The following is an 18,760-nucleotide window of genomic DNA, read 5'->3' as shown; positions in this document are numbered from 1 at the left end:
TGTCAGACAAGCCCTTGCTCGCATTTCCTTACATGGGGTAAGCCCAGGTGCACAGAACGTACACATCGCATTGCTATGCTTGCGCGCACCCTGCTTTTGGCAACTTCTTGGCACCGCGTCCTCGCGCTTTACTGGTTTCTTGCACTGTTTTTATGGTTTCTTTGCTTGCGCTGCTCGCGCCCATCCTGTCGCTCTGGCTCTGGTATCCCCTGTTCAAAAAACATCGCCGCGCTTTCGTGTGGTGCGTGGCCATCACCACGCTGCTGGGCATTGCACCGGCGCTGCTGATTGTGGCCATGCGCCATGAATTCATGAACTTTGCCCTGGTCTCGCACCTGCAGGTCATCAGTGGCGGCCTGTTTGCTGCCATTGGCATGGGTGTGGTGCTGGCCATCGTGCGAGATGTGCTGTGGCTGGTGCTGCGAGCCACCGCAGGCCCAACCCGCGCAGCGTGCATCCTGCGCCCACGCTGGACGGTGCTGGGCATGGCTTTGGCAGTGGGCTTGAATGCCTATGGCCTGACCCAGGGCGTCAAGCTGCCGCAAGTCAATGAGCATGAAGTGACCCTGCCGCGCCTGCCTGCCCAGCTCGATGGCCTGCGCATTGCCGTGCTGGCAGACATTCATGCCACGCCGGTGAACAACGCCGCCTACGTGCAAGCGCTGGTGGAACGCACCAACGCAGCACGGCCCGACATGGTGGTGCTGCCCGGCGATCTGATTGATGGTGATGCGCCCACGCAAGCTGGCAACATTGCCCCCCTGGCAGGCCTGCATGCACCTTTTGGCGTGTGGTCAGCCCCCGGCAACCATGAGTACTACAGCGGCTACGACGCGTGGGCCAGGGTGTTCAACCGCCTGAACCTGAACTATCTGGCCAACGAAGCACGGGTGCTGGATGTGCGCGGACAAAAGCTGGCGATCTCTGGCGTGGGTGACCCCGCGTATGGCCGCCTGTCTGAGCAAAACAGCGACCCCAACACCCCCGAGGGGGTGCCACCCGATGTACAAACCGTGGCACAGCAAGCCCGGGCAGGTGGTGCGCAAGTGCACATTTTGCTGGGCCATCAACCCAAGATGGCACGCAGCTATGCGCCCCACGGCATTGATCTGCAAATTGCCGGTCACACCCACGGCGGTCATATCAAGGGCATGGACCGCTGGATTGTGGCCCCGGCCAACGATGGTTTTGTCAGTGGCCTGTACGACGTAGGCCCCATGCGCCTGTTTGTCAGCAATGGCGCGGGGTTGTGGCCCGGCTTTGCCGTGCGTCTGGGTGTGCCCTCTTCCATCGATATCCTGGTGCTGCGCAGCGCCACAAAATAAGCCCACTGCACTGCTGCAGCCGTCAACGTCAACCTAAGCGGCGCCAAGCCTGAACCACTGTGGTTCAGGCTTTTTTATGCCTGCAATTCGTGCAAGGCATGGCGCACCGCATCCAGCGCAGGAATGTCACGCTGCGCCAGGCACTGCGCTTGCTCAGCCAGTGCGGCAGGCAGGCAGCTTTGCTGCGCCAGTGCCTGCCAGGCAGCACGTGCGTTGCGGCTGGCGCTGGCCGACGGCGCGCCCGCTCCCCACTGAACCAGCCGGTGCAGCGCTACAACGGCCAGCCGCTCGGTGCGGCGCAATGCCGGGGTGACCAGGATGGTCTCGCGCCGCCACTGCTGCAGCTGCAGCAGCGTGGCAGGCATGGCGCGCAGTGACAAAGCCATGCGTGGCAGCACAGCGCGCTCGGGCCACTGCGTTTTGTCTGCCCAGCGCACCAGGCGCAGCAAACGATGGTGCAGCTGCACCTGCCAGCGGTTGCTGGGGTGCGCCGGCCGTACCTGCCACTGCACAGGCCTGCCGTCCTGCAACAGACGGCGCGCTAAATCTGGCACCTCCTGCACCATCATGCGCGCAAGGGTTTGCAGGCGACGCTGGCCATTGGTGGGATACACCCAGCGGTACACCACCCACGCCAGCGCCGGGCCAGACACCACCACCAGCGCCATGCTCAGGTGCTGCCCGAAGCTGCCCGCTGCCGGAAAGACGGGGGCCAGCAAAATGAACATGGCCATGTTGGTGTCCATTGCGCCAGCGGCCGTGCGCTTGTGGGCAAACACCAGCCCGCCCATCAGCGCAAAGGGCAGCAGCATCGCCACCATCTGCCAGCTCGACTGTGCCAGCGGCCACACCCAGCTTTGGCACAGCAAGGCCAGCCCTGCGCCAATCAGCTGCCCGCGCAGCACAAAGGCCATGGTGTGGCTGGGGCTCTCAAACGCAGAAAACACCAGCAGCATGACGGACAGACCCAGCATGCCGAAAGCGACCAGCCCGGAGCCCGTCCACGCCCACACCATGCCAAACACCAGCAAAGTACCGCCAGCGCGCAGGGCCGCTTCACGCGCGCCCACCCAGTCACGGTGCAATGCCAGGGGGCTGGCATGGCGGCCATTGCAGTCTTTGCGGCCTTTGCCCCGCTGACCGCTGTGTCCACTGCGTGCAGGCAGGTTCAGGTCCAGCGCCTCAGCCCGCAGGCCACGGCGTATGGCTTGCAGCAGCAAGTACAGGGCATGCAAACCGGGCAGTGCCTGCTGGCCACCGCCTTGCAAGCTTGCAATCGACGCTTCACAGGCGCGGATGGCCTGGTGCAAAGCGTGGTTCAGCCCTTGAGGGCTGGCACCCTGGGCATGCGGTGCTGCGTGCATGGCCTGGGCCAGTTGATCTATGGCGTTGCACAAGTCCAACCGCTGTGCCTGTGCCAGCACACTGTCACCCGCCGCAAAGATGGCGCTGGATGCAGATGCCTGCGCGCCTGCGCCCGCACCCGTATTGCCCTGTGCCTGCCCCAGCTGGTACACCAGCTCCATGGCGTAGTGCTGCTGCCAGTGCATGGCCCTGGAGGTATTGCGTGCCGTGCGTGAGCCTTCAGGGTACAGCTCCAGCAACTCTTCAACTTGCGCCAGACGGCTCAGCAGATGGCCTTGGTCCAGCGCCTGGCCTGCAGACGGCTGGCGCAATTGGGCGGCGGCGGCTTGCAGCACTTGAGCCAGCGCGCTGCGGCTTTGCGCAATCAGCACCGCAGCTTTGCGCCGTGGCGCAAAACACCACGAAATACACAGCGCCGCAGCCACCCCGGTGATCACCGTCAGCATGCGGTCCCACGCCAAGGGCCACACGCTGTCTGCCGGGCCATGGTGCAGCAGCACCACCATGGCCGCCGAATAGCCTGCCAGCATGCAGCCATACACCAGATAGCCGCGTTGCAAGTTGCCCAGAAAAGCACACGCCGCCACCCACAGTGCCAGACCGAATGCGAGCACCCACAGCGAATCTTGCGCCAGCAGCACCAGGGCCACGGCATACACCACACCGACCACCGAGCCGCCAAAGCGGTACAGGCCGCGAGAGAGCAAATGCTCGCGCATGGGCTGGCTGGCGGCCCAGGCCGACATGGCAGCCCAGTGCGGGTGCTCCAGCCCCATGGCGTGGGCCAGCGCTAAAGCGGCAAACGCGGCCAGCGCTGTACGCAGCGCAAAGGCCAGCGCCGGCACATGAAAGCCCAGCGCTGCAGCGGCGCGCTGCCACCGTGGCCGGGGTTGAGCATCAGCAGCGTTCATTGCGCGGCCTTGTCCTGTGCCTGAATGGCAATCAGGCGGGTGTGCAATTGCTGCAGGCCGTGGCGCAGCGCTGCAGTGGTGGTGCTGTCCATGCCTTGCAGCAACTGGCCCTCCACCTGGTGCAGTTTGGCGCGCACATCGGCCACCACATGCTGGCCTTGCGCGGTCAGGCACAGCGATTTGCTGCGGCGGTCGTGGGCATCGCTGTGGCGCACAAGCAAACCCCGCGACTCCAGCAAATCCACCACACGCACTAGGCTAGAGCTGTCCAGCCCCACACGCTGCGCAAGCTGCTTGAGCGTCAAGGGCGTACCCGCTGCCGCGTGCAGGTGAAACAGCGGCACCCAGGTGGCATCGGTCAACCCCAGCTCTGCCAGACGCACCTCCAGCACCTGACGCCAGGTGCGGCTGACGTTCATCAGCAAGTGACCAAACAAGGGGGCTTGAGGTACTGCAATGGGGTCAAAAAAAGGCTGTGCATCGCCCGCTACTTGGGCAGGAGAGGTGCTCAATTGAGAATTTGTCATTTATTTTGCAAACCAAATAGTTGGTATTGCAAATTATTTTAGACACAACGCAAAATTGCAGATTCCATCAGGGAGATATCAATATCAGTAGCTATCAACGCTTACACTGCAACACTTTCAAAGTGTTTTCATATTGAAACCATTGCTACATAAGCGCTGGCAGCTCACTTTTCAGAAAGCTTGTGACGGCTACCTATCCACAGCATGGCGGCCCAGCTGCTCAGTGCCATCAGCGCAAGCCACAGCATGGGCTGGGCTGCAGCCGCCAGCGGTGCCCCCATCTGGTTGAGCCGCAGTGATGCCTGAATGCCCGCCGTGCTGGGCGACAGCCAGCGCAGCCACTGCAAGGCGTCAGGCAAAGCCTCCACAGGCCAGGTAAAGCCCCCCATGAATGCCAGCGGAATGGACGTAAACAGCACCACCTGCAACGCACGCTCGCGATTGGCCAGCCACCAGCCGAGCAAACTGGCGCAACCCGCTACCGCCGGTACAAAGCATGCCAGCAGCAGCAAAGCGCCCCATGGGTTGCCGCCGTGGGGGTAGTCTTGCCAGATAAAAATCCAGCCAAAGTAAAACAGCCCAGCCAGCCAGCCCGGCACACACAGCGCCAGCAGCCGGGCCAGCCATTGCCTGACGCTGGCATGGGCCACGCCCTGCTCACGCCATGTACCCACCAGCAAAGCGCCCCCCATCAGCAAGGTTTGCTGCAAGATCAAAATGGCTACGGCAGCCACCACAAAGCTGCCATAGCCTTCTGTGGGGTTGAACAGCGCCACGTTGTGCACATTGACGGGCGAGCGGCTGGCAGCCGATTGCAGCGCGCTTTGCCCGCTGGCTTGCAGGCGCTTCATCTCAACGCCCGCAGACACCGTGCCCACGGCCTCGGCAAATCCGTATTGCACCTGCTTGCTCACCAGCGGGTAGGCACCATTGGCGTACACGGGCACCACCACCTTGTCGCTGCGCAGCACATCGCGTTTGAAATCATGGCCAATCAAGGCGTAGCCCATGACCGTGCCGCGCAGCACGGCATCGCGCGCCTGTGCTTCATCGCCCGTGACCAGTTGGGGATCTATGCGCGGGCTGGCCTGTGCAAAGCGCAGCACCTGCCGCGCCAGCCCTGAGTTGTCTTGCACCACCACCGCAACGGGCACACGCTGCACCACCTGCTGCTGGTAGAACCACGGATAAAAAAACCCGTACAGCATGGGCGCGCCAAACAGCAGCAGCACGGCCCCCTTGTCGCGCAGCAGCGTCAGCAGGCTGGCCCACCACAAGCGCATGAAACTGAGCGCTGTCTGGCTGTCCATACTCAGCGCCCTCCCCAGCGTTCAGGCAGCGTACGTGCACGCTGCAAACCCCAGGTGGCCAGCGCCAGCAGCACCAGCGTTACCAGCAGCAAGCCACCCACCACCGGCACGGTCTGCGCCACGGGCGCACCCATTTGCCACTGCTCCATCTGCAAACGGGCGTAGTGCGTGTACGGCATTGCCAGCGCCCAGCCACGGGCAGAGGCACTCATGGACAGCAGCGGAAAGCCTACGCCACTGAACGCAAACGCGGGCGCTGACAACAGCCCCGCGCCAGACAGCGCCGTGCGCAAAGACAGCGTGACTGCCGCCAGTACCGCGCCTGCGGCCAGACTCACGCCCACCAAAGCAGCCAAGCCCACGGCAATCCAGCCCATGCTGCCCGCCACATGCCAGCCACGCAGCTGTGCCAGATACAGCAGGCACAGCATGCCGCTGCCCCACAGCAATGCCGCAGGAATTGCCAGCTTGCCCAGCAGGGCTGCCAGCGTATCGAGCCCGCTGCTTGATGCCTGCAGCCATGCACCCAAAGAGCGGTCGCGCAGCTCACGCCCCACGCACCACACCCCGGCTGTCATGGCCAGGATATGCACCAGGGCTGGCACCAGTGTGGCCGCCAGAAACTGCTCGTAATTGGTAGAGACGTTAAACAGTGCCACCAGTTTGGTGGTGATGGGCTCCATGCGCACCTGCAGCGCCTGGTGCGGGTCTCCGCGCTTGGCGCGAGCCTGCATCTCTGCCCCGGCAGACAAGGTGCCCACCACCTGCTGCAAATCGCGCTGCAGCAGGCTCGATGCCGTGGCCAGCTGGGCGTTGTGCATCAAGGTCACTGTGGCTGCGCCACCGCGCGTGACGTCGCGCTCCATGCCGGGGGGGATGTGCACCACGCCATACACCTGCATGCGCTGCAGGGCGTCGGCCGCTTCAGCGGGGTTCAATACGCTGTGCACCACCTCTAAACCGGGCGTGGCCTGCAGCATGCGCACCAGCTGACGTGACATGCTGGAGTGGTCTTCATTCCACACCGCAATCGGCAATTTATACGGCTGGCCTGCAGAGAAAATCCAGCACATCAAAGCCATGGACAGCAAAGGCACCCAGCTGACCATGGCCCAATCCCAGCGGCAAGCGCGCAAGCGCTGCCACTCACGCTGCAAGCTGGCAATGAACGGTGGCACTATGCGCCTTCCACCAGCACACTCATGCCGGGGCGCGCACCCACAATGGGCTGCGCAGGCCGTGCGCGCACTTCGAACGTGCGTGCATCAAAGCCCTGGCTGCCCCGGGTGGTGCGCCAGGTGGCGAAATCCGGGAGCACGCCCAGGTAATACACCTCAAACTCTGCGCTCTGGTTATTCAACGCAGGCAGCTTGCCGGTAAAGCGGCTGCCAACGGCAAAGCGGCTGCCAACGGCAAAGCGCTGCAAGAAGTCTTCACGCACATTGATGATCACCCACTGGTCAGTCAGGTCCACCACGGTCACGACCGAGACGCCCTGCGGTGACAGCTCACCCACCCTGGCCAGCACATTGGCCACCTCGCCACCCACAGGGCTGCGCAGCTGCGTTTCAGCCTCTGCGGCCTTGACTTCGGCAATCACGCCATCGACCTGACGGGCCTGCGCAGCAGCGGCGCTTTTGTCTTCGGCACGCGCGCCCTTGGCCGCCATTTCGTACTGCGCTCTGGCCGCTTGGGCCTGCGCAGCAGAAGCGCGCCAGTTGGTCTGTGCCTCATCACGTTTTTGCGCAGACACCAGCCCCTGGTCGTACAGGCTTTGGACACGGTCGTAAGAGGTCTTGGCCAGATTGGCAGCCGCTTGTGCACGCTCCCAGCCCAGCCTGGCCATTTGCACTTCTTCGGGCCGTGCACCGTTGCTGGCTTTGTCAGCCACGGCCTGTGCCGCATCCTTGGCGGCCTCGGCCTGCGCCAGTTTGGCCTGCACCTCCGGGCTGTCCATCTCCACCAGCAAATCACCGGCCTGTATCTGCTGGCCTTCGGTCACCAGCACCTGGCGGATGCGCGCCGTCACCTTGGGGGCGATATCAGTCTCGCGCGCTTCCATCTGTCCTTGAAAATACGGTGCAGGAGGCTGGGCGGCTTTCCAGAACCCCCAGACAATCAACAGCAGCACCACCACACCAAGCACCACCAGCAGCCGGGACTGGCCTTGGGGCTTGCGCGAAGAAGAGGAAGAAGTCGTATTCATGCTTAGGGTGCGTCGGGGGTGATGACAATGTCTGCTCGGGCCATGTACTGCTCAAACGCAGCGGTTTGCCCCGAGCTCTCCAGCAAAGCCGCAAGGGCTTGCACATAGTTGTTCGCAGCCGATGCGCGCTCGGTTTGCACCTTCGCCAGATTCAGCTGCGCATCAATCAAATCCAGGGATGTGCTGGTGCCTTCCTTCAAGCCGGCCACACGCAGGCGCAGCAAGGCATGCGCCAGGTCTTCCTGCGCCTGGCCCGACTGGTAGCTGGTGCGCGCTTGCTCCACCGCCAGCCAGTTCTTTTCCACCAGCAAGGCAATATCACTGCGCACCTGCGCGTCGGTCAGCTCAGCCTGCTCTACCGCACGCTGCCCAGCAGCGGCCAGCTTGTCGCGGTCCACGCTGTCCCACAGCGTCCAGCGTACGGCCATGCCAGCCACCCAGTTGGGCTTGCCCTGGGTGTTGACTTCGCGCATGCCAAACGCCAGCACCTGGGGCTTGCGCAATGCCTCGCTGGCGTCATGCAAGGCCTGCGCCTGCGTGTGCTTGGCCGCCACTTTGGTTAAACCGGGGTGGTTTTGCAGCGCCGCATCCTGAAACTCTTGCAGCGCGGGCAAAGCCTGCAGGTTGACAAACAGCGGTGTGCTGGGCTGCACCCCTGCAGCACTGTGCACGGTGCGCGCCAGGGCGCTGCGTGCCAGCCGGGCGTCGCTGTCCGCTTTCTCCGATTGCTGCTGGGCATCGGCCAAAGCCACACTGGCCTGCAAACGCTCCACCTGTGCAATCACCCCCGCCTGCAGCATGCGCTGTGCAGCATCATCGTGTGAGCGCACACCCGCCAGTGCCCGGCGACGCAGCGTGGCTGCGCGCTCGGCCAGTTGTGCGGTGAAGTAGCGCTGCACCAGCAAACTGTGCAACTGGTCTTGCGTGGTGGCTGCATCGGCCTGCGCTTCCTGGGCCTTGCCATCCAGCCCTTCACGCACGGCATCCGACAAGCCCCCCACGTACACCGGCCACAGGGCAGACAGGCTGGCCGATGCATTGTTGTCTTTGCGCTGCAGGTTGTAGTTGCTGGGCAACTGCGGCATCTGGGCGATGCCCCCAACCACGCCGGGTGGCAGTTGTCCCAGGGCATTGCCCAGCGCATTGCGGGCGGGGTCCAGATCGACATCGACGCTTGCAGAATAACGGTAGGCCATTGCGGTAGCGGCCACAGAAGGGCCGCCCAGACCTTGCATGCCCTCACGGCGCAACTGTGCGCTCTCCACCGCTTTGCGGCTGGCTGCCAGCTGGGCCGACTGCGCATGCAAGGCGGCACGCGCCTGCGAAAAGCTCATGGTCTGCTGCGACACCTGGGCAAGCCCGCCCAGGCTCAGACTGCTGACGGCCAAGGCCAATGCCACGCGAGAGCCGTTCCATACAGTGCGAGAAAATTGAAAATGCATGTGGTTTTAACAGCTATGAATGCTTATCTATATTGCGCAAAATTCAATCGACACACCATTGCAAAGAGCCGCCACAAGCAGTCCCAAAGGGTACGGCAGCACAACGCAGCGGTGCATCAAGCTTAACGGCAGCAACCTGGGCGACCTTAGCACCTGCAGCGCCCTTACAGCGTCAGTCAGAAACGCAACTGCACTGCCCCGGCAGCATGGCCGCATGCCAGCACAGCGCTGCAGCCAGGCACTCGAGGCAGTGTGAGCGGGTATTGCGTCCATCAGGTTTTATCCCTTGAAGGCTTCCAAGCTTCGCGCCACACTGCACCATTGCCTTCAAGCTGCTTGACATGAACCACGACCTTCCCCTGGCTGACCCTGCTTTAGACCTGTTTGCAGATCTGCCTCATGGCATACGCATGTGCTATCGCACGTTTGGCCATCCGGGCCAGCCAATCATTGTGCTGATTGCTGGCCTGGGGCTGCAGCTGGTGTCCTGGCCCATGGCGTTGATTGAAGGGCTGGTGGCTGAAGGCATGCACGTCATCGTGATGGACAACAGGGACATGGGGCGCTCTACCCACATGTCCATGCAACCGCCTGCACGCTGGCGGTTATTACTGGGCCGCCCCCCTGCGGGTCACTATCAGATCAAGGACATGGCTGATGATGTCGCAGCGCTGCTGGAGCAGTTGGGCGTTGCCCAGGCCCATGTGCTGGGCATGTCGATGGGGGGAATGATTGCGCAGAATTTAGCGGCGCAGTTCCCGCACAAAGTGCTGTCACTGATTTCTATCTTTTCCACCACCGGCAACAAGCAGGTGGGGCAGCCTGCGGGCTCCACCCTGTGGCGCATGCTGCTCAGCAAGCCTGCATGGACCCTGCCTGAAGCACAGGAGCGGTTCGTGGCCATGATGCGCCATATCGGCAATCCCGATGTACCGGACATTGAAGCCGTCTGGCGCAACTACATTGAACAAGCCTGGCAGCGCGACACACCTGTGCAAGGCCTGCTTGGCTATGAGCGGCAAGTAACTGCCGTTGTTGCCTCAGGCGATCGAACCACCTTGCTGCACAGCATTCAGGCACCCACTCTGGTCATCCACGGCGATCACGATCGCATGGTGCACCCCAGCGGGGGTGAAGCCACCGCCCGGGCCATTCATGGGGCGCTGCTGCACACTGTCTGCGGCATGCGCCATCAGATTGATGCCGCCATCACCCCGCAGCTGCTGCAGCTCATCGTTCCTCATGTCAGAGATGCAGAGCGCCAAACCCCGGTCAACGCCTAGCGCATCGCCCGTCGCAGCCATGCACTGGCCTGGTCCACTGCAATCGACAGCAGCAGCATGGCCATGATGACCGTACTGGCCTGCGCATAGTGAAACAGCGACAGCTTGACATACAGCAGCTGCCCCAGACCGCCCGCCCCCACAAAACCCAGAATGGCCGCCATGCGGATGTTCATCTCCCAGCGGTACAAGGTGTAGGCCAGCAATTGCGGCGCAGCGCCCGGCAAGGTGCCGTACAAAAAGGCCATGGCACGGTTGCTGCCAGCCCTGCGCAGCGCCTGGGCTGGCGCTTTGGGCGCGTTCTCCAGTGCCTCTGCATACAGGCGGCCCAGCACCCCGGTGGTGTGCAGCGCCAGCGCCAGCGCACCGGCAAACGGCCCCAGCCCCACGGCCAGCGCAGTGATGGTGGCCCACACCAGCTCCGGCACCGATCGCAGCACGTTCAGCACCACATTCCACGGGGCACGAAATCTGGGCAGAGCCAGCACCATGCCTGCTCCCGCAGCCAGCAAGGTGCCTACCACCGAGATGGCCAGCGTCTCCCAGACCCCCACCAGCACGGCCCACAGCCATGCGCTGCTGGTATCGGGCGGAAAGAACCCGGTGACAAAGTCACCCATGGCCGATGCGGCGCTGCCCGTGAACAAGGCCAGCAAATCCATGTCCAGCAGCTGCCAGCTGGCCACAAGGCCCGCGGCCAAAGCCAGGCACACCAGCACACTACGCCAGCCCCATGCACTGGGCCGCGGGGCAGGCTGCGCCTCCAGCGCACGGCGCAGTCCGTTAGACAGTGCATCGGCCAGCAGTACCAAAGCCATGAACACCAGCAAGATGGAGCATGCCTCGCCGCCATTGAGCATCTTCATGGCCTGGTCCATGAGCTGGCCCAGGCCACCCGCTCCCACAAAGCCCATCACCACCGAAGCGCGAATGGCACATTCCCACCGGTACACGGTGTAAGAGACCAGTTCTTTGGAGGCCAGTGGCAGCAAGCCATACAGCAAGGCCACGGCCCGGGGGCTGCCCGTGCGCAGCAAAGCGCGCGCGGGGGCTGCGTCTTCGCTCTCTAAAATTTCTGCGTAAACCTTGCCCAGCATGCCGCCATACGTCAGCCCCAGCGCCAGCACACCGGCAGCCGGGCCCAGGCCAAACACGCGCACAAATACCAGTGCCCACACCAGCTCTGGAATGCCGCGCAAGATGGTGAGTACCAGGCGTGCCACAGGGTTTTGCGTGGCTTTTTCACGCACTGCGCTGGTTGCCCAGTACGACAGCGGCACGGCCAAAATAAACGCCAGCAACATGCCGACGGTGGCAATAGCCAAAGTCTCCAGCGTGGCTTGCCACAGGTAGCCAGCAAAGTCGGCGCTGGTCTCTGGTGGCAAAAATCCCAGCAAGAAGCCACCAATGACCTGCACGTTTTGTGCATCAAACAAAGCGCCGGGCTGCACGCCTGCACCTTGCAGCAGGGGCCACAGCACGATCGCAGCAATGACTACACCCCATAGGCGGCGCGGTGCAGCGGGGTCACGCTGTGCGCCGTGTGCGGCCAGCGCCAAAGGTCTGCGCTCAGACATCAGCGGCACCCATGGGCTGGCATGACCTGCCCATCCACGAGGAAACTGGGCTGGGGGCGAACGGTTTGAGCGGGCGCGGTCTCTGCCGCGTACAGGGATTGCAGCTGGGCGTCGGTGACTGCGTGTGCGGGCAGGTCAAACGCAATACGGCCATCACGGATTCCGACCAATCGGTCAAAGCAGCTGCGTGCCAAATCCACGGCGTGCAAGCTGGCAACCAAGGTGGCGTTGCGGGATTTGGCTTCCTTGACCAGCAGCTGCACGGTGTCCAGCGCCAACGTGGGGTCCAGCGCCGAGACGGGCTCGTCAGCCAAAATCAGTTGCGCTTCCTGATAGAGCACACGGGCAATACCAATGCGCTGCAGTTGCCCGCCGGACAACTGATCGCACCGCACAAACAGTTTCTCGCCCAAATGCACACGCTCCAGCACCTGGCGTGCACCTGCCATATCCTGGGGATAGATCAGACAAGCCAGCGACTTCCACACCGGCCACTGGCCCAGCTTGCCTGCCAAGATGGCCGTGACCACGCGCTGGCGCGCAGGAATGGGCGCAGCCTGATGCACCGTGCCTATGCGTGCACGCAGCTGGCGCAGCGCCCGTGCAGAAGATGCCTTGGGCTGCTGCCCCAGCACCGTCATGACGCCTTGCGTGGGCAGCAGCGCCGTGCCGATGGTGTTGAGCAGCGTGGTTTTGCCTGCGCCTGACGGGCCAATCAAAGCAATGTTTTCACCCTGCTGGGCGCGCAGCGTAATGGCGGCCAGCGCCATGTGTCCATTGCTGTGGGTCAGCCCCACTTCCTGCAGTAAAAAACTCATAGAACACTCCGCCGACCATAGCTGTCAGCGCTGAAGCCATCAGCCCTCAAGGACCATGCGGCTTGCAAATTGAAAACACCACCACACCAATACAGCAAGCCAGCACGAGGGCTGGCTTGTGGGTGGCGACCGCACGGCAGGCGGTGCCGGATGATTACTTCAGCAGGCCAGCAGTCTTGGCGGCTTCTTCGATGCCCACGTAGTTTTTAGGCTCGGTGGCTACGAACTTGGAGGCGCGTTGCAAGTCCATGATGGCCTTGTCTTCAGGCTTGGAGGCATCCAGCTTCAAAAAGGCTTCGGTGAGCTTTTTGGTAATGGCGGGGTCCAGGTCACCACGCACGGTCCAGTTGTAGTCAAAGTACTCGGGCGTGGTGGCAAACACGCGCACCTTGGCGGGATCCACCTTCTTGGTTTCAACCAGCTTGTCCCACACCGAAGTGTTGAGCACGCCTGCATCGGCCTTGCCAGCGGCTACAAAGGCCACGGTGGCATCGTGCGCGCCCGAGTAGGCCACGTTCTTGAAGTCTTTTTCAGGGTTGATGCCAGCATTTTGAATGAAGTAGCGAGGCATCAATGAACCAGAAGTGGAAGAAGGCGCGCCAAAGGCAAAGGTCTTGCCCTTCAAGTCTTCCAGTGTCTTGATATCAGGGTTGGCAGTAATGAAGCGCGAGGTGAACACGGCATCTTCTGCACGCTGCACGATGGGATTGGCTGTGCCTTTGGTGCGAATTTTGGCTTGCACATAGGTAAAGCCGCCCAGCCAGGCCATATCCAGCTTGCCCGTGGCCAGCGACTCCACCACAGCGGCGTAGTCGCTCACGGGAGTGAAGACCACCTTCATGCCCGTCTCTTTGGACAGGTACTCGCCCAAGGGCTTGAATTTACGCTGCAGCTCTGTCGGGGCTTCGTCAGGAATGGCCGAAACGCGCAGTACCTGCTCAGCAGCGGAAGCCGAGAAAGCGGTCATTGCCGAGGTCGCGGCAACAGCCAGTAGCGCCTGCTTGATGGCCAAGCGGCGGGCAAAAGATGTAGTCATGAATGTTCCGTTTTAAAAGCCACCACCGGACGGAAAAGCACGGCGGTTTAATCAGCGCCACAGCAAGCTGAGCGCCATCGGTAAAGGGCGGTACGACAGACCGCTGCGGACAATTCTCGCACTGCGCGCCAAAAATTGAGTGCCGTCAAGACATTAACCATGCCATTGAACACAGCCACCAGCTGCAGAAAACTTATCTAGAGCGCTATTTTTTTCAAAGCACTCGACGTAGCAATCACAATAAAATTCAGCAAGAGTCACCCGCAATCTCGATTCAATAAAGCGCAAAACGCTCTCTTTTAAATCCATCTGGTACCACCTGCCCGCCATGGCGTGATGCCATGCACACCGCGCCTTATGCACAGCAAAGCCTGTGCGTTGCATGCGCTGACATTCGCCAATGGCTGCAGACTGGGGTAGACCCTAGTGCAAACATAGCGATATGCCTACGCACAGCAGCGAGCTGTTTGTGTGACTCTTTGTACATGGGCTTTGCCCATGCGCCAGAAAGGAGGTTGCGATGTTCGACAACACCACACTCCATGAGATCCTCAGCGCGGTGCTGTATTACGGCAGTCCTTTGCTGATGCTGGTCGGCATTGCCGGCTTCGCCACCAGCATGACTTTGTGGGTCATCCGCAAATAAAGAAACGCGCAGAGGCTGCCTGCACACAGCTGGGCCCTGCTGGTCTGTACGGCCTGGGAGCTAGCCGGCAAGCTCCCGCCAGCCTCGCATTTCACGAGCTGGCGCTTGTGGAAAAAGCACCCCAGCGACCACTGGCAGCCGCTACACTTGACAACGGCTTGCATTCCACTGCGAATGGCAAGCCTTTTTTCCCTTTGCAGCCTGCACCTTTGTCCATGTCCTCTGTTTTCAATTTCACCTTTGTTCCCTGGTTTCGGTCTGTGGCCCCTTACATCCACAAATTTCGACACCAGACCTTTGTGGTTGGCATCACGGGCGAGGCTATTGAAGCGGGCAAGCTGCAAGGCATCGTGCAAGATTTGGCGCTGATTCAGGCCATGGGCGTTCAGATCGTTCTGGTGCATGGCTTTCGCCCTCAGGTCAACGAGCAATTGCGCGTCAAAGGCCAGGAGCCGCAGTACTACAACGGCGTTCGCATCACTGACAGCGTGGCACTGGACTGCGCCCAGGAGGCAGCGGGCCAGCTGCGATACGAAATTGAGGCTGCCTTCAGTCAAGGCCTTCCCAACACCCCCATGGCGGGTGCGCGCGTGCGGGTCATGTCTGGCAATTTTTTGACAGCGCGCCCTGTCGGCATTGTCAATGGCGTGGATTTCATGCACTCAGGCCTGGTGCGCAAGGTTGACGTGGAAGGCATTCGCCGCGCCCTCAATTCAGAGGCCATGGTGCTGCTGTCCCCCTTTGGTTTCTCGCCAACAGGCGAGGCTTTCAACCTGAGCATGGAAGAAGTGGCCACGCGCGTAGCCAGCGAACTGAAGGCCGACAAGCTGCTGTTCCTGACCGAAGTGCACGGCGTGCGCACACAGCCACTGGAGCCGGAGGGCGAAGACAACCCCATCGATACCGAGCTGCCACTGGCCCAAGCACGCAAATTGCTGGCCCAGTTGCCACCTCCTCAGGTTCCAACCGACACGGGCTTTTATCTGCAGCACTGTGTACGCGCTTGCGAACACGGCGTTGAACGCAGCCACATTCTGCCGTTTGCAGTCGATGGTTCGCTGCTGCTGGAAATTTACGTACACGATGGCATTGGCACCATGGTGATTGACGAAAAACTCGAAGAGTTGCGCGAGGCCACGATTGATGACGTGGGCGGCATCATTCAGCTGATTGAGCCTTTTGAAAACGATGGCACGCTGGTCAAACGCGACCGCACAGAAATCGAGCGGGACATCTCCAGCTACACCGTCATCGAGCACGATGGCGTGATCTTTGGCTGCGCCGCTTTGCACCTGTATCCTGAGGCCAATACCGGAGAGATGGCTGCCGTCACAGTCTCTCCCAAAGCCCAAGGCACAGGCGATGGTGAAAAGCTGCTCAAACGCATCGAACAGCGTGCCCGCAATCAAGGTCTGGACTCGTTGTTTGTACTGACAACCCGCACCATGCACTGGTTTATCAAGCGGGGTTTTCAACCCGTGAGCCCTGAATGGCTGCCCGAGGCCCGCAAAGCCAAATACAACTGGGATCGCAAGAGCCAAGTACTGGTCAAGCAGCTGTAACACTCCCTTACCAGTTCGCCCCCAAATATATTTAGACAGAAGTTAGCAACAAATAGCGGAATCTTCATACTCACAGATGAAATACCGCTATGAATTTCATAATCCGAAGCCGACTAAGATACGTCCTTGGCTGAAAGCCAGCATCTGCACAAGTAACAGGCAGCACCACACACTGTGGCGCAAGTGCACCGAAGTCAGGGATGCCGTTTGGGGCCCCATGAGAGTGCACAGAGCGTATCGAGCCAAAGCATCACAGCCCTGCGATTGCTTGTTCACCGATGTCCGCAAACAGCCTCGCTTCTTTTCGCACCTTGTGCATGACTTTTGCTTGCACCAGGACTGTCCTCACACTTTTCCCATAAAGACGTAATGACTTCTTTGAACACTCAAGCCATCAGCCAAGACGTATTGGCCGAAAAATACTTGGCCGCAGGCGAGCAAACCGCAGAAGATCTCTTCCGACGCGTCTCCCAAGCTCTGGCAGACCAGGAAAAGCCTGAGCTGCGTCGCGAGTGGGCAGAAAAATTTTTCAAGAACATGCAGGCGGGCGCTATCGGCGCCGGCCGCATCATGGCGGCAGCGGGTCTGGACACCAAGGCCACGCTGATCAACTGCTTCGTGCAGCCAGTGGCCGATGCCACCAACGGGTTTGACGAAAACGGCAATCCCGGCATCTACACGGCACTGTCTCAAGCGGCTGAAACGATGCGCCGAGGCGGCGGTGTGGGCTATGACTTCTCCAACCTGCGCCCCAAAGGTGCACGTGTGAAGGGCACCAATTCGTACGCCTCAGGACCATGCTCTTTTATCGACGTATTTGATGCATCGTGCACCACGGTGGAGTCGGCCGGCGCCCGTCGCGGCGCCCAGATGGGCGTCATGCGCATCGATCACCCTGATGTGCTGGACTTCATCACGGCCAAACGCCAAAAGGGCCGCTGGAACAACTTCAATGTGTCGGTGGGCGTGACCAGCGACTTCATGCAGGCCGTAGAAAACGATGGCCCATGGGAGCTGGTGCACGTTGCAACGCCTTCTGATATTCAGATCGAAGGCGGTGCATACCAGCGCGACAATGGCCAGTGGGTCTACCGCACAACTACCGCTCGTGAGCTGTGGAATGCCATCATGAAGTCAGCGTATGACTTCGCAGAACCCGGCATTTTGTTTATCGACAACATCAACGACGATAACAACCTGTATTACGCAGAAACCATTGCAGCCACCAATCCTTGCGGCGAGCAGCCACTGCCTCCCTACGGTTGCTGCGATCTGGGTCCCATCATTCTGACGAAGTTCGTGCGCGATGCCTTCACCGCCAACGCACGCTTTGATGTCGAGGCCTTCCGTGCGGCTGTCACTATTCAGGTGCGCATGCTGGACAACGTGCTGGATGCCACCGTCTGGCCCTTGCCAGAGCAACACAAAGAATCGCAACAAAAGCGCCGTATTGGCGTGGGCTTCACAGGCCTGGGCGATGCACTGATCATGCTCGGCCTGAAATACAGTGGTGCTGAAGGCGTGGCCCAGGGCGAAGCCATTGCACGAGAAATGCGTGACGCAGCGTACCTGGCTTCAGTCGAGCTGGCCAAGGAAAAAGGCGCGTTCCCACTGTTTGACGCAGACAAATACCTGCAAAGCGGATTTACCAAACGCCTGCCTGAAAGCATTCGCGCCGAGATCAAAAAGCATGGCATTCGCAACAGCCACCTGCTGTCGATTGCCCCCACAGGTACGGTGTCACTGGCTTTTGCCGACAACGCGTCCAATGGCATCGAGCCGCCTTTCTCCTGGACCTACAACCGAAAAAAGCGCACTGCAGATGGCGGCAACGCCTACTACACGGTGGAAGACCACGCCTACCGCCTGTTCAAAGCCATGTTCGGCGAAGACGCTGCGTTGCCTGATTACTTTGTAAGTGCGCTGGAGATGAGCGCTGCTGAGCACGTCGCCATGATGCAGACTGTGCAGCCGTATATCGACACGGCCATCTCCAAGACAGTGAATATTCCAGCGGATTACCCGTTTGAAGATTTCAAGAACCTGTACATGGAAAGCTGGAAGGCGGGCCTCAAAGGCTGCGCCACCTACCGCCCCAATGACACACTGGGTGCAGTGCTTTCAGTCGATGCACCCAAAGCGGCAGAGGCAGCCAAACCAGCAGCCGCTAACAGCAGCAACATCGCAGCCGTAGTGGAGCGTCGCCCCGAAGGTCCGCTCAATGCGGTGGTCGACAAAATCGAGTACTTCACACATGACGGTGCACGCCGCCTGTACCTGGTTGTGAGCTTCATGAACATCGACGGCGTCGAGCGCCCTATCGAGTTCTTTATGCCAGTGGGCCAAACAGGCGAAAGCCAGCAATGGATCACCGCCACCATGCGCAGCCTGTCTCTGGCAGCTCGCGGAGGCTTTTTGGACAAGGCTCTGGATGATCTGCGCAAGGTCGCCTGGGACCGCGGCCCCATCCGCTATGGCTGGATGGAAAAGGACGATGGCAGCCGCATGCCTTTGTGGCATGACAGCGAAGTGGCCCTGCTGGCTTACGCTATCCAAGCCATCATTGCCAACCGTGGTGAAGCACTGCCCACTCCCAGCACGGCAGCGGCCCCGGCTGCCGCACCGGCCCCTGCGGAAGGCAATCAGACCATCAGCGGCAAAAAATGCCCTGACTGTGGTGCCCATGCGGTGATCAAGAAAGACGGTTGCTCGTTTTGTACCGCCTGCGGCTACATTGGCGCTTGCGGCTGAT

General features: G+C 61.1%; 14 protein-coding genes. 5 read left to right on the top strand and 9 right to left on the bottom strand.

Translation table 11 applies throughout. From position 1 onward, the window contains the following. Positions 1-152: 152 nt before the first annotated feature. Positions 153-1,325 (top strand): metallophosphoesterase, encoded by a 1,173-nt coding sequence (locus IB213_RS10190; protein WP_192406278.1) that lies wholly within the window; start codon positions 153-155, stop codon positions 1,323-1,325. 74 nt (positions 1,326-1,399) lie between these two features. On the opposite strand, the gene IB213_RS10185 is transcribed toward IB213_RS10190, so the two are convergent. From IB213_RS10185 to IB213_RS10160, 6 genes are all read right to left on the bottom strand, one after another. Further along, the gene (locus IB213_RS10185) at positions 1,400-3,601 is read right to left on the bottom strand and encodes an FUSC family protein (protein ID WP_192406275.1); all 2,202 of its coding nucleotides are present in this window, start codon (positions 3,599-3,601) and stop codon (positions 1,400-1,402) included. After that, positions 3,598-4,128: a MarR family winged helix-turn-helix transcriptional regulator gene (locus tag IB213_RS10180; RefSeq protein ID WP_191723984.1), complete on the bottom strand. Its 531-nt coding sequence runs from the start codon at positions 4,126-4,128 to the stop codon at positions 3,598-3,600. Before IB213_RS10180 ends, IB213_RS10185 begins: the two co-directional genes overlap by 4 nt. A gap of 164 nt (positions 4,129-4,292) precedes the next feature. Then, a complete protein-coding gene (locus IB213_RS10175) occupies positions 4,293-5,411 on the bottom strand; it encodes an ABC transporter permease (protein WP_191724072.1) in 1,119 nt (372 codons plus the stop codon). A gap of 29 nt (positions 5,412-5,440) precedes the next feature. Beyond that, positions 5,441-6,616: an ABC transporter permease gene (locus IB213_RS10170; RefSeq protein ID WP_370551209.1), complete on the bottom strand. Its 1,176-nt coding sequence runs from the start codon at positions 6,614-6,616 to the stop codon at positions 5,441-5,443. After that, complete coding sequence (locus IB213_RS10165) at positions 6,616-7,644, bottom strand: HlyD family secretion protein (RefSeq protein WP_192406272.1); 1,029 nt, start codon at positions 7,642-7,644, stop codon at positions 6,616-6,618. The genes IB213_RS10170 and IB213_RS10165 overlap by 1 nt, the downstream gene beginning before the upstream one ends. A 2-nt stretch (positions 7,645-7,646) precedes the next feature. Continuing rightward, on the bottom strand, positions 7,647-9,086 hold the full coding sequence (locus tag IB213_RS10160; protein WP_192406269.1) for a TolC family protein: 1,440 nt from the start codon (positions 9,084-9,086) through the stop codon (positions 7,647-7,649). Between the two features lie 341 nt (positions 9,087-9,427). Between IB213_RS10160 and IB213_RS10155 the strand changes: the two genes are divergently transcribed. Next, complete coding sequence (locus tag IB213_RS10155; RefSeq protein ID WP_192406268.1) at positions 9,428-10,369, top strand: alpha/beta fold hydrolase; 942 nt, start codon at positions 9,428-9,430, stop codon at positions 10,367-10,369. Here IB213_RS10155 and IB213_RS10150 read toward each other — a convergent pair. From IB213_RS10150 to IB213_RS10140, 3 genes are all read right to left on the bottom strand, one after another. Continuing rightward, on the bottom strand, positions 10,366-11,946 hold the full coding sequence (locus IB213_RS10150) for an ABC transporter permease (protein WP_192406267.1): 1,581 nt from the start codon (positions 11,944-11,946) through the stop codon (positions 10,366-10,368). The two genes, IB213_RS10155 and IB213_RS10150, sit on opposite strands and share 4 nt — an antisense overlap. Next, positions 11,946-12,764 (bottom strand): phosphonate ABC transporter ATP-binding protein, encoded by an 819-nt coding sequence (locus tag IB213_RS10145; RefSeq protein ID WP_192406266.1) that lies wholly within the window; start codon positions 12,762-12,764, stop codon positions 11,946-11,948. Before IB213_RS10145 ends, IB213_RS10150 begins: the two co-directional genes overlap by 1 nt. Positions 12,765-12,918: 154 nt before the next feature. Next, on the bottom strand, positions 12,919-13,800 hold the full coding sequence (locus tag IB213_RS10140) for a putative selenate ABC transporter substrate-binding protein (RefSeq protein ID WP_192406263.1): 882 nt from the start codon (positions 13,798-13,800) through the stop codon (positions 12,919-12,921). Positions 13,801-14,320: 520 nt separating this feature from the next. Between IB213_RS10140 and IB213_RS18240 the strand changes: the two genes are divergently transcribed. From IB213_RS18240 to IB213_RS10130, 3 genes are all read left to right on the top strand, one after another. Continuing rightward, positions 14,321-14,446 carry a hypothetical protein gene (locus IB213_RS18240; protein ID WP_255501864.1) on the top strand — a complete coding sequence of 42 codons (126 nt, stop codon included), beginning with the start codon at positions 14,321-14,323 and terminating at the stop codon, positions 14,444-14,446. Between the two features lie 215 nt (positions 14,447-14,661). Beyond that, complete coding sequence (argA, locus tag IB213_RS10135; protein WP_191723975.1) at positions 14,662-16,008, top strand: amino-acid N-acetyltransferase; 1,347 nt, start codon at positions 14,662-14,664, stop codon at positions 16,006-16,008. A gap of 369 nt (positions 16,009-16,377) precedes the next feature. Continuing rightward, positions 16,378-18,759, top strand: coding sequence for an adenosylcobalamin-dependent ribonucleoside-diphosphate reductase (locus IB213_RS10130; protein WP_191723974.1), 2,382 nt, complete (start codon positions 16,378-16,380; stop codon positions 18,757-18,759). Position 18,760: the final 1 nt, after the last annotated feature.

Source organism: Comamonas sp. CMM02 (genome assembly GCF_014851485.1).
GTDB lineage: Bacteria > Pseudomonadota > Gammaproteobacteria > Burkholderiales > Burkholderiaceae_C > Comamonas > Comamonas avium.
This window is presented reverse-complemented; position numbering and strand designations above follow the sequence as displayed.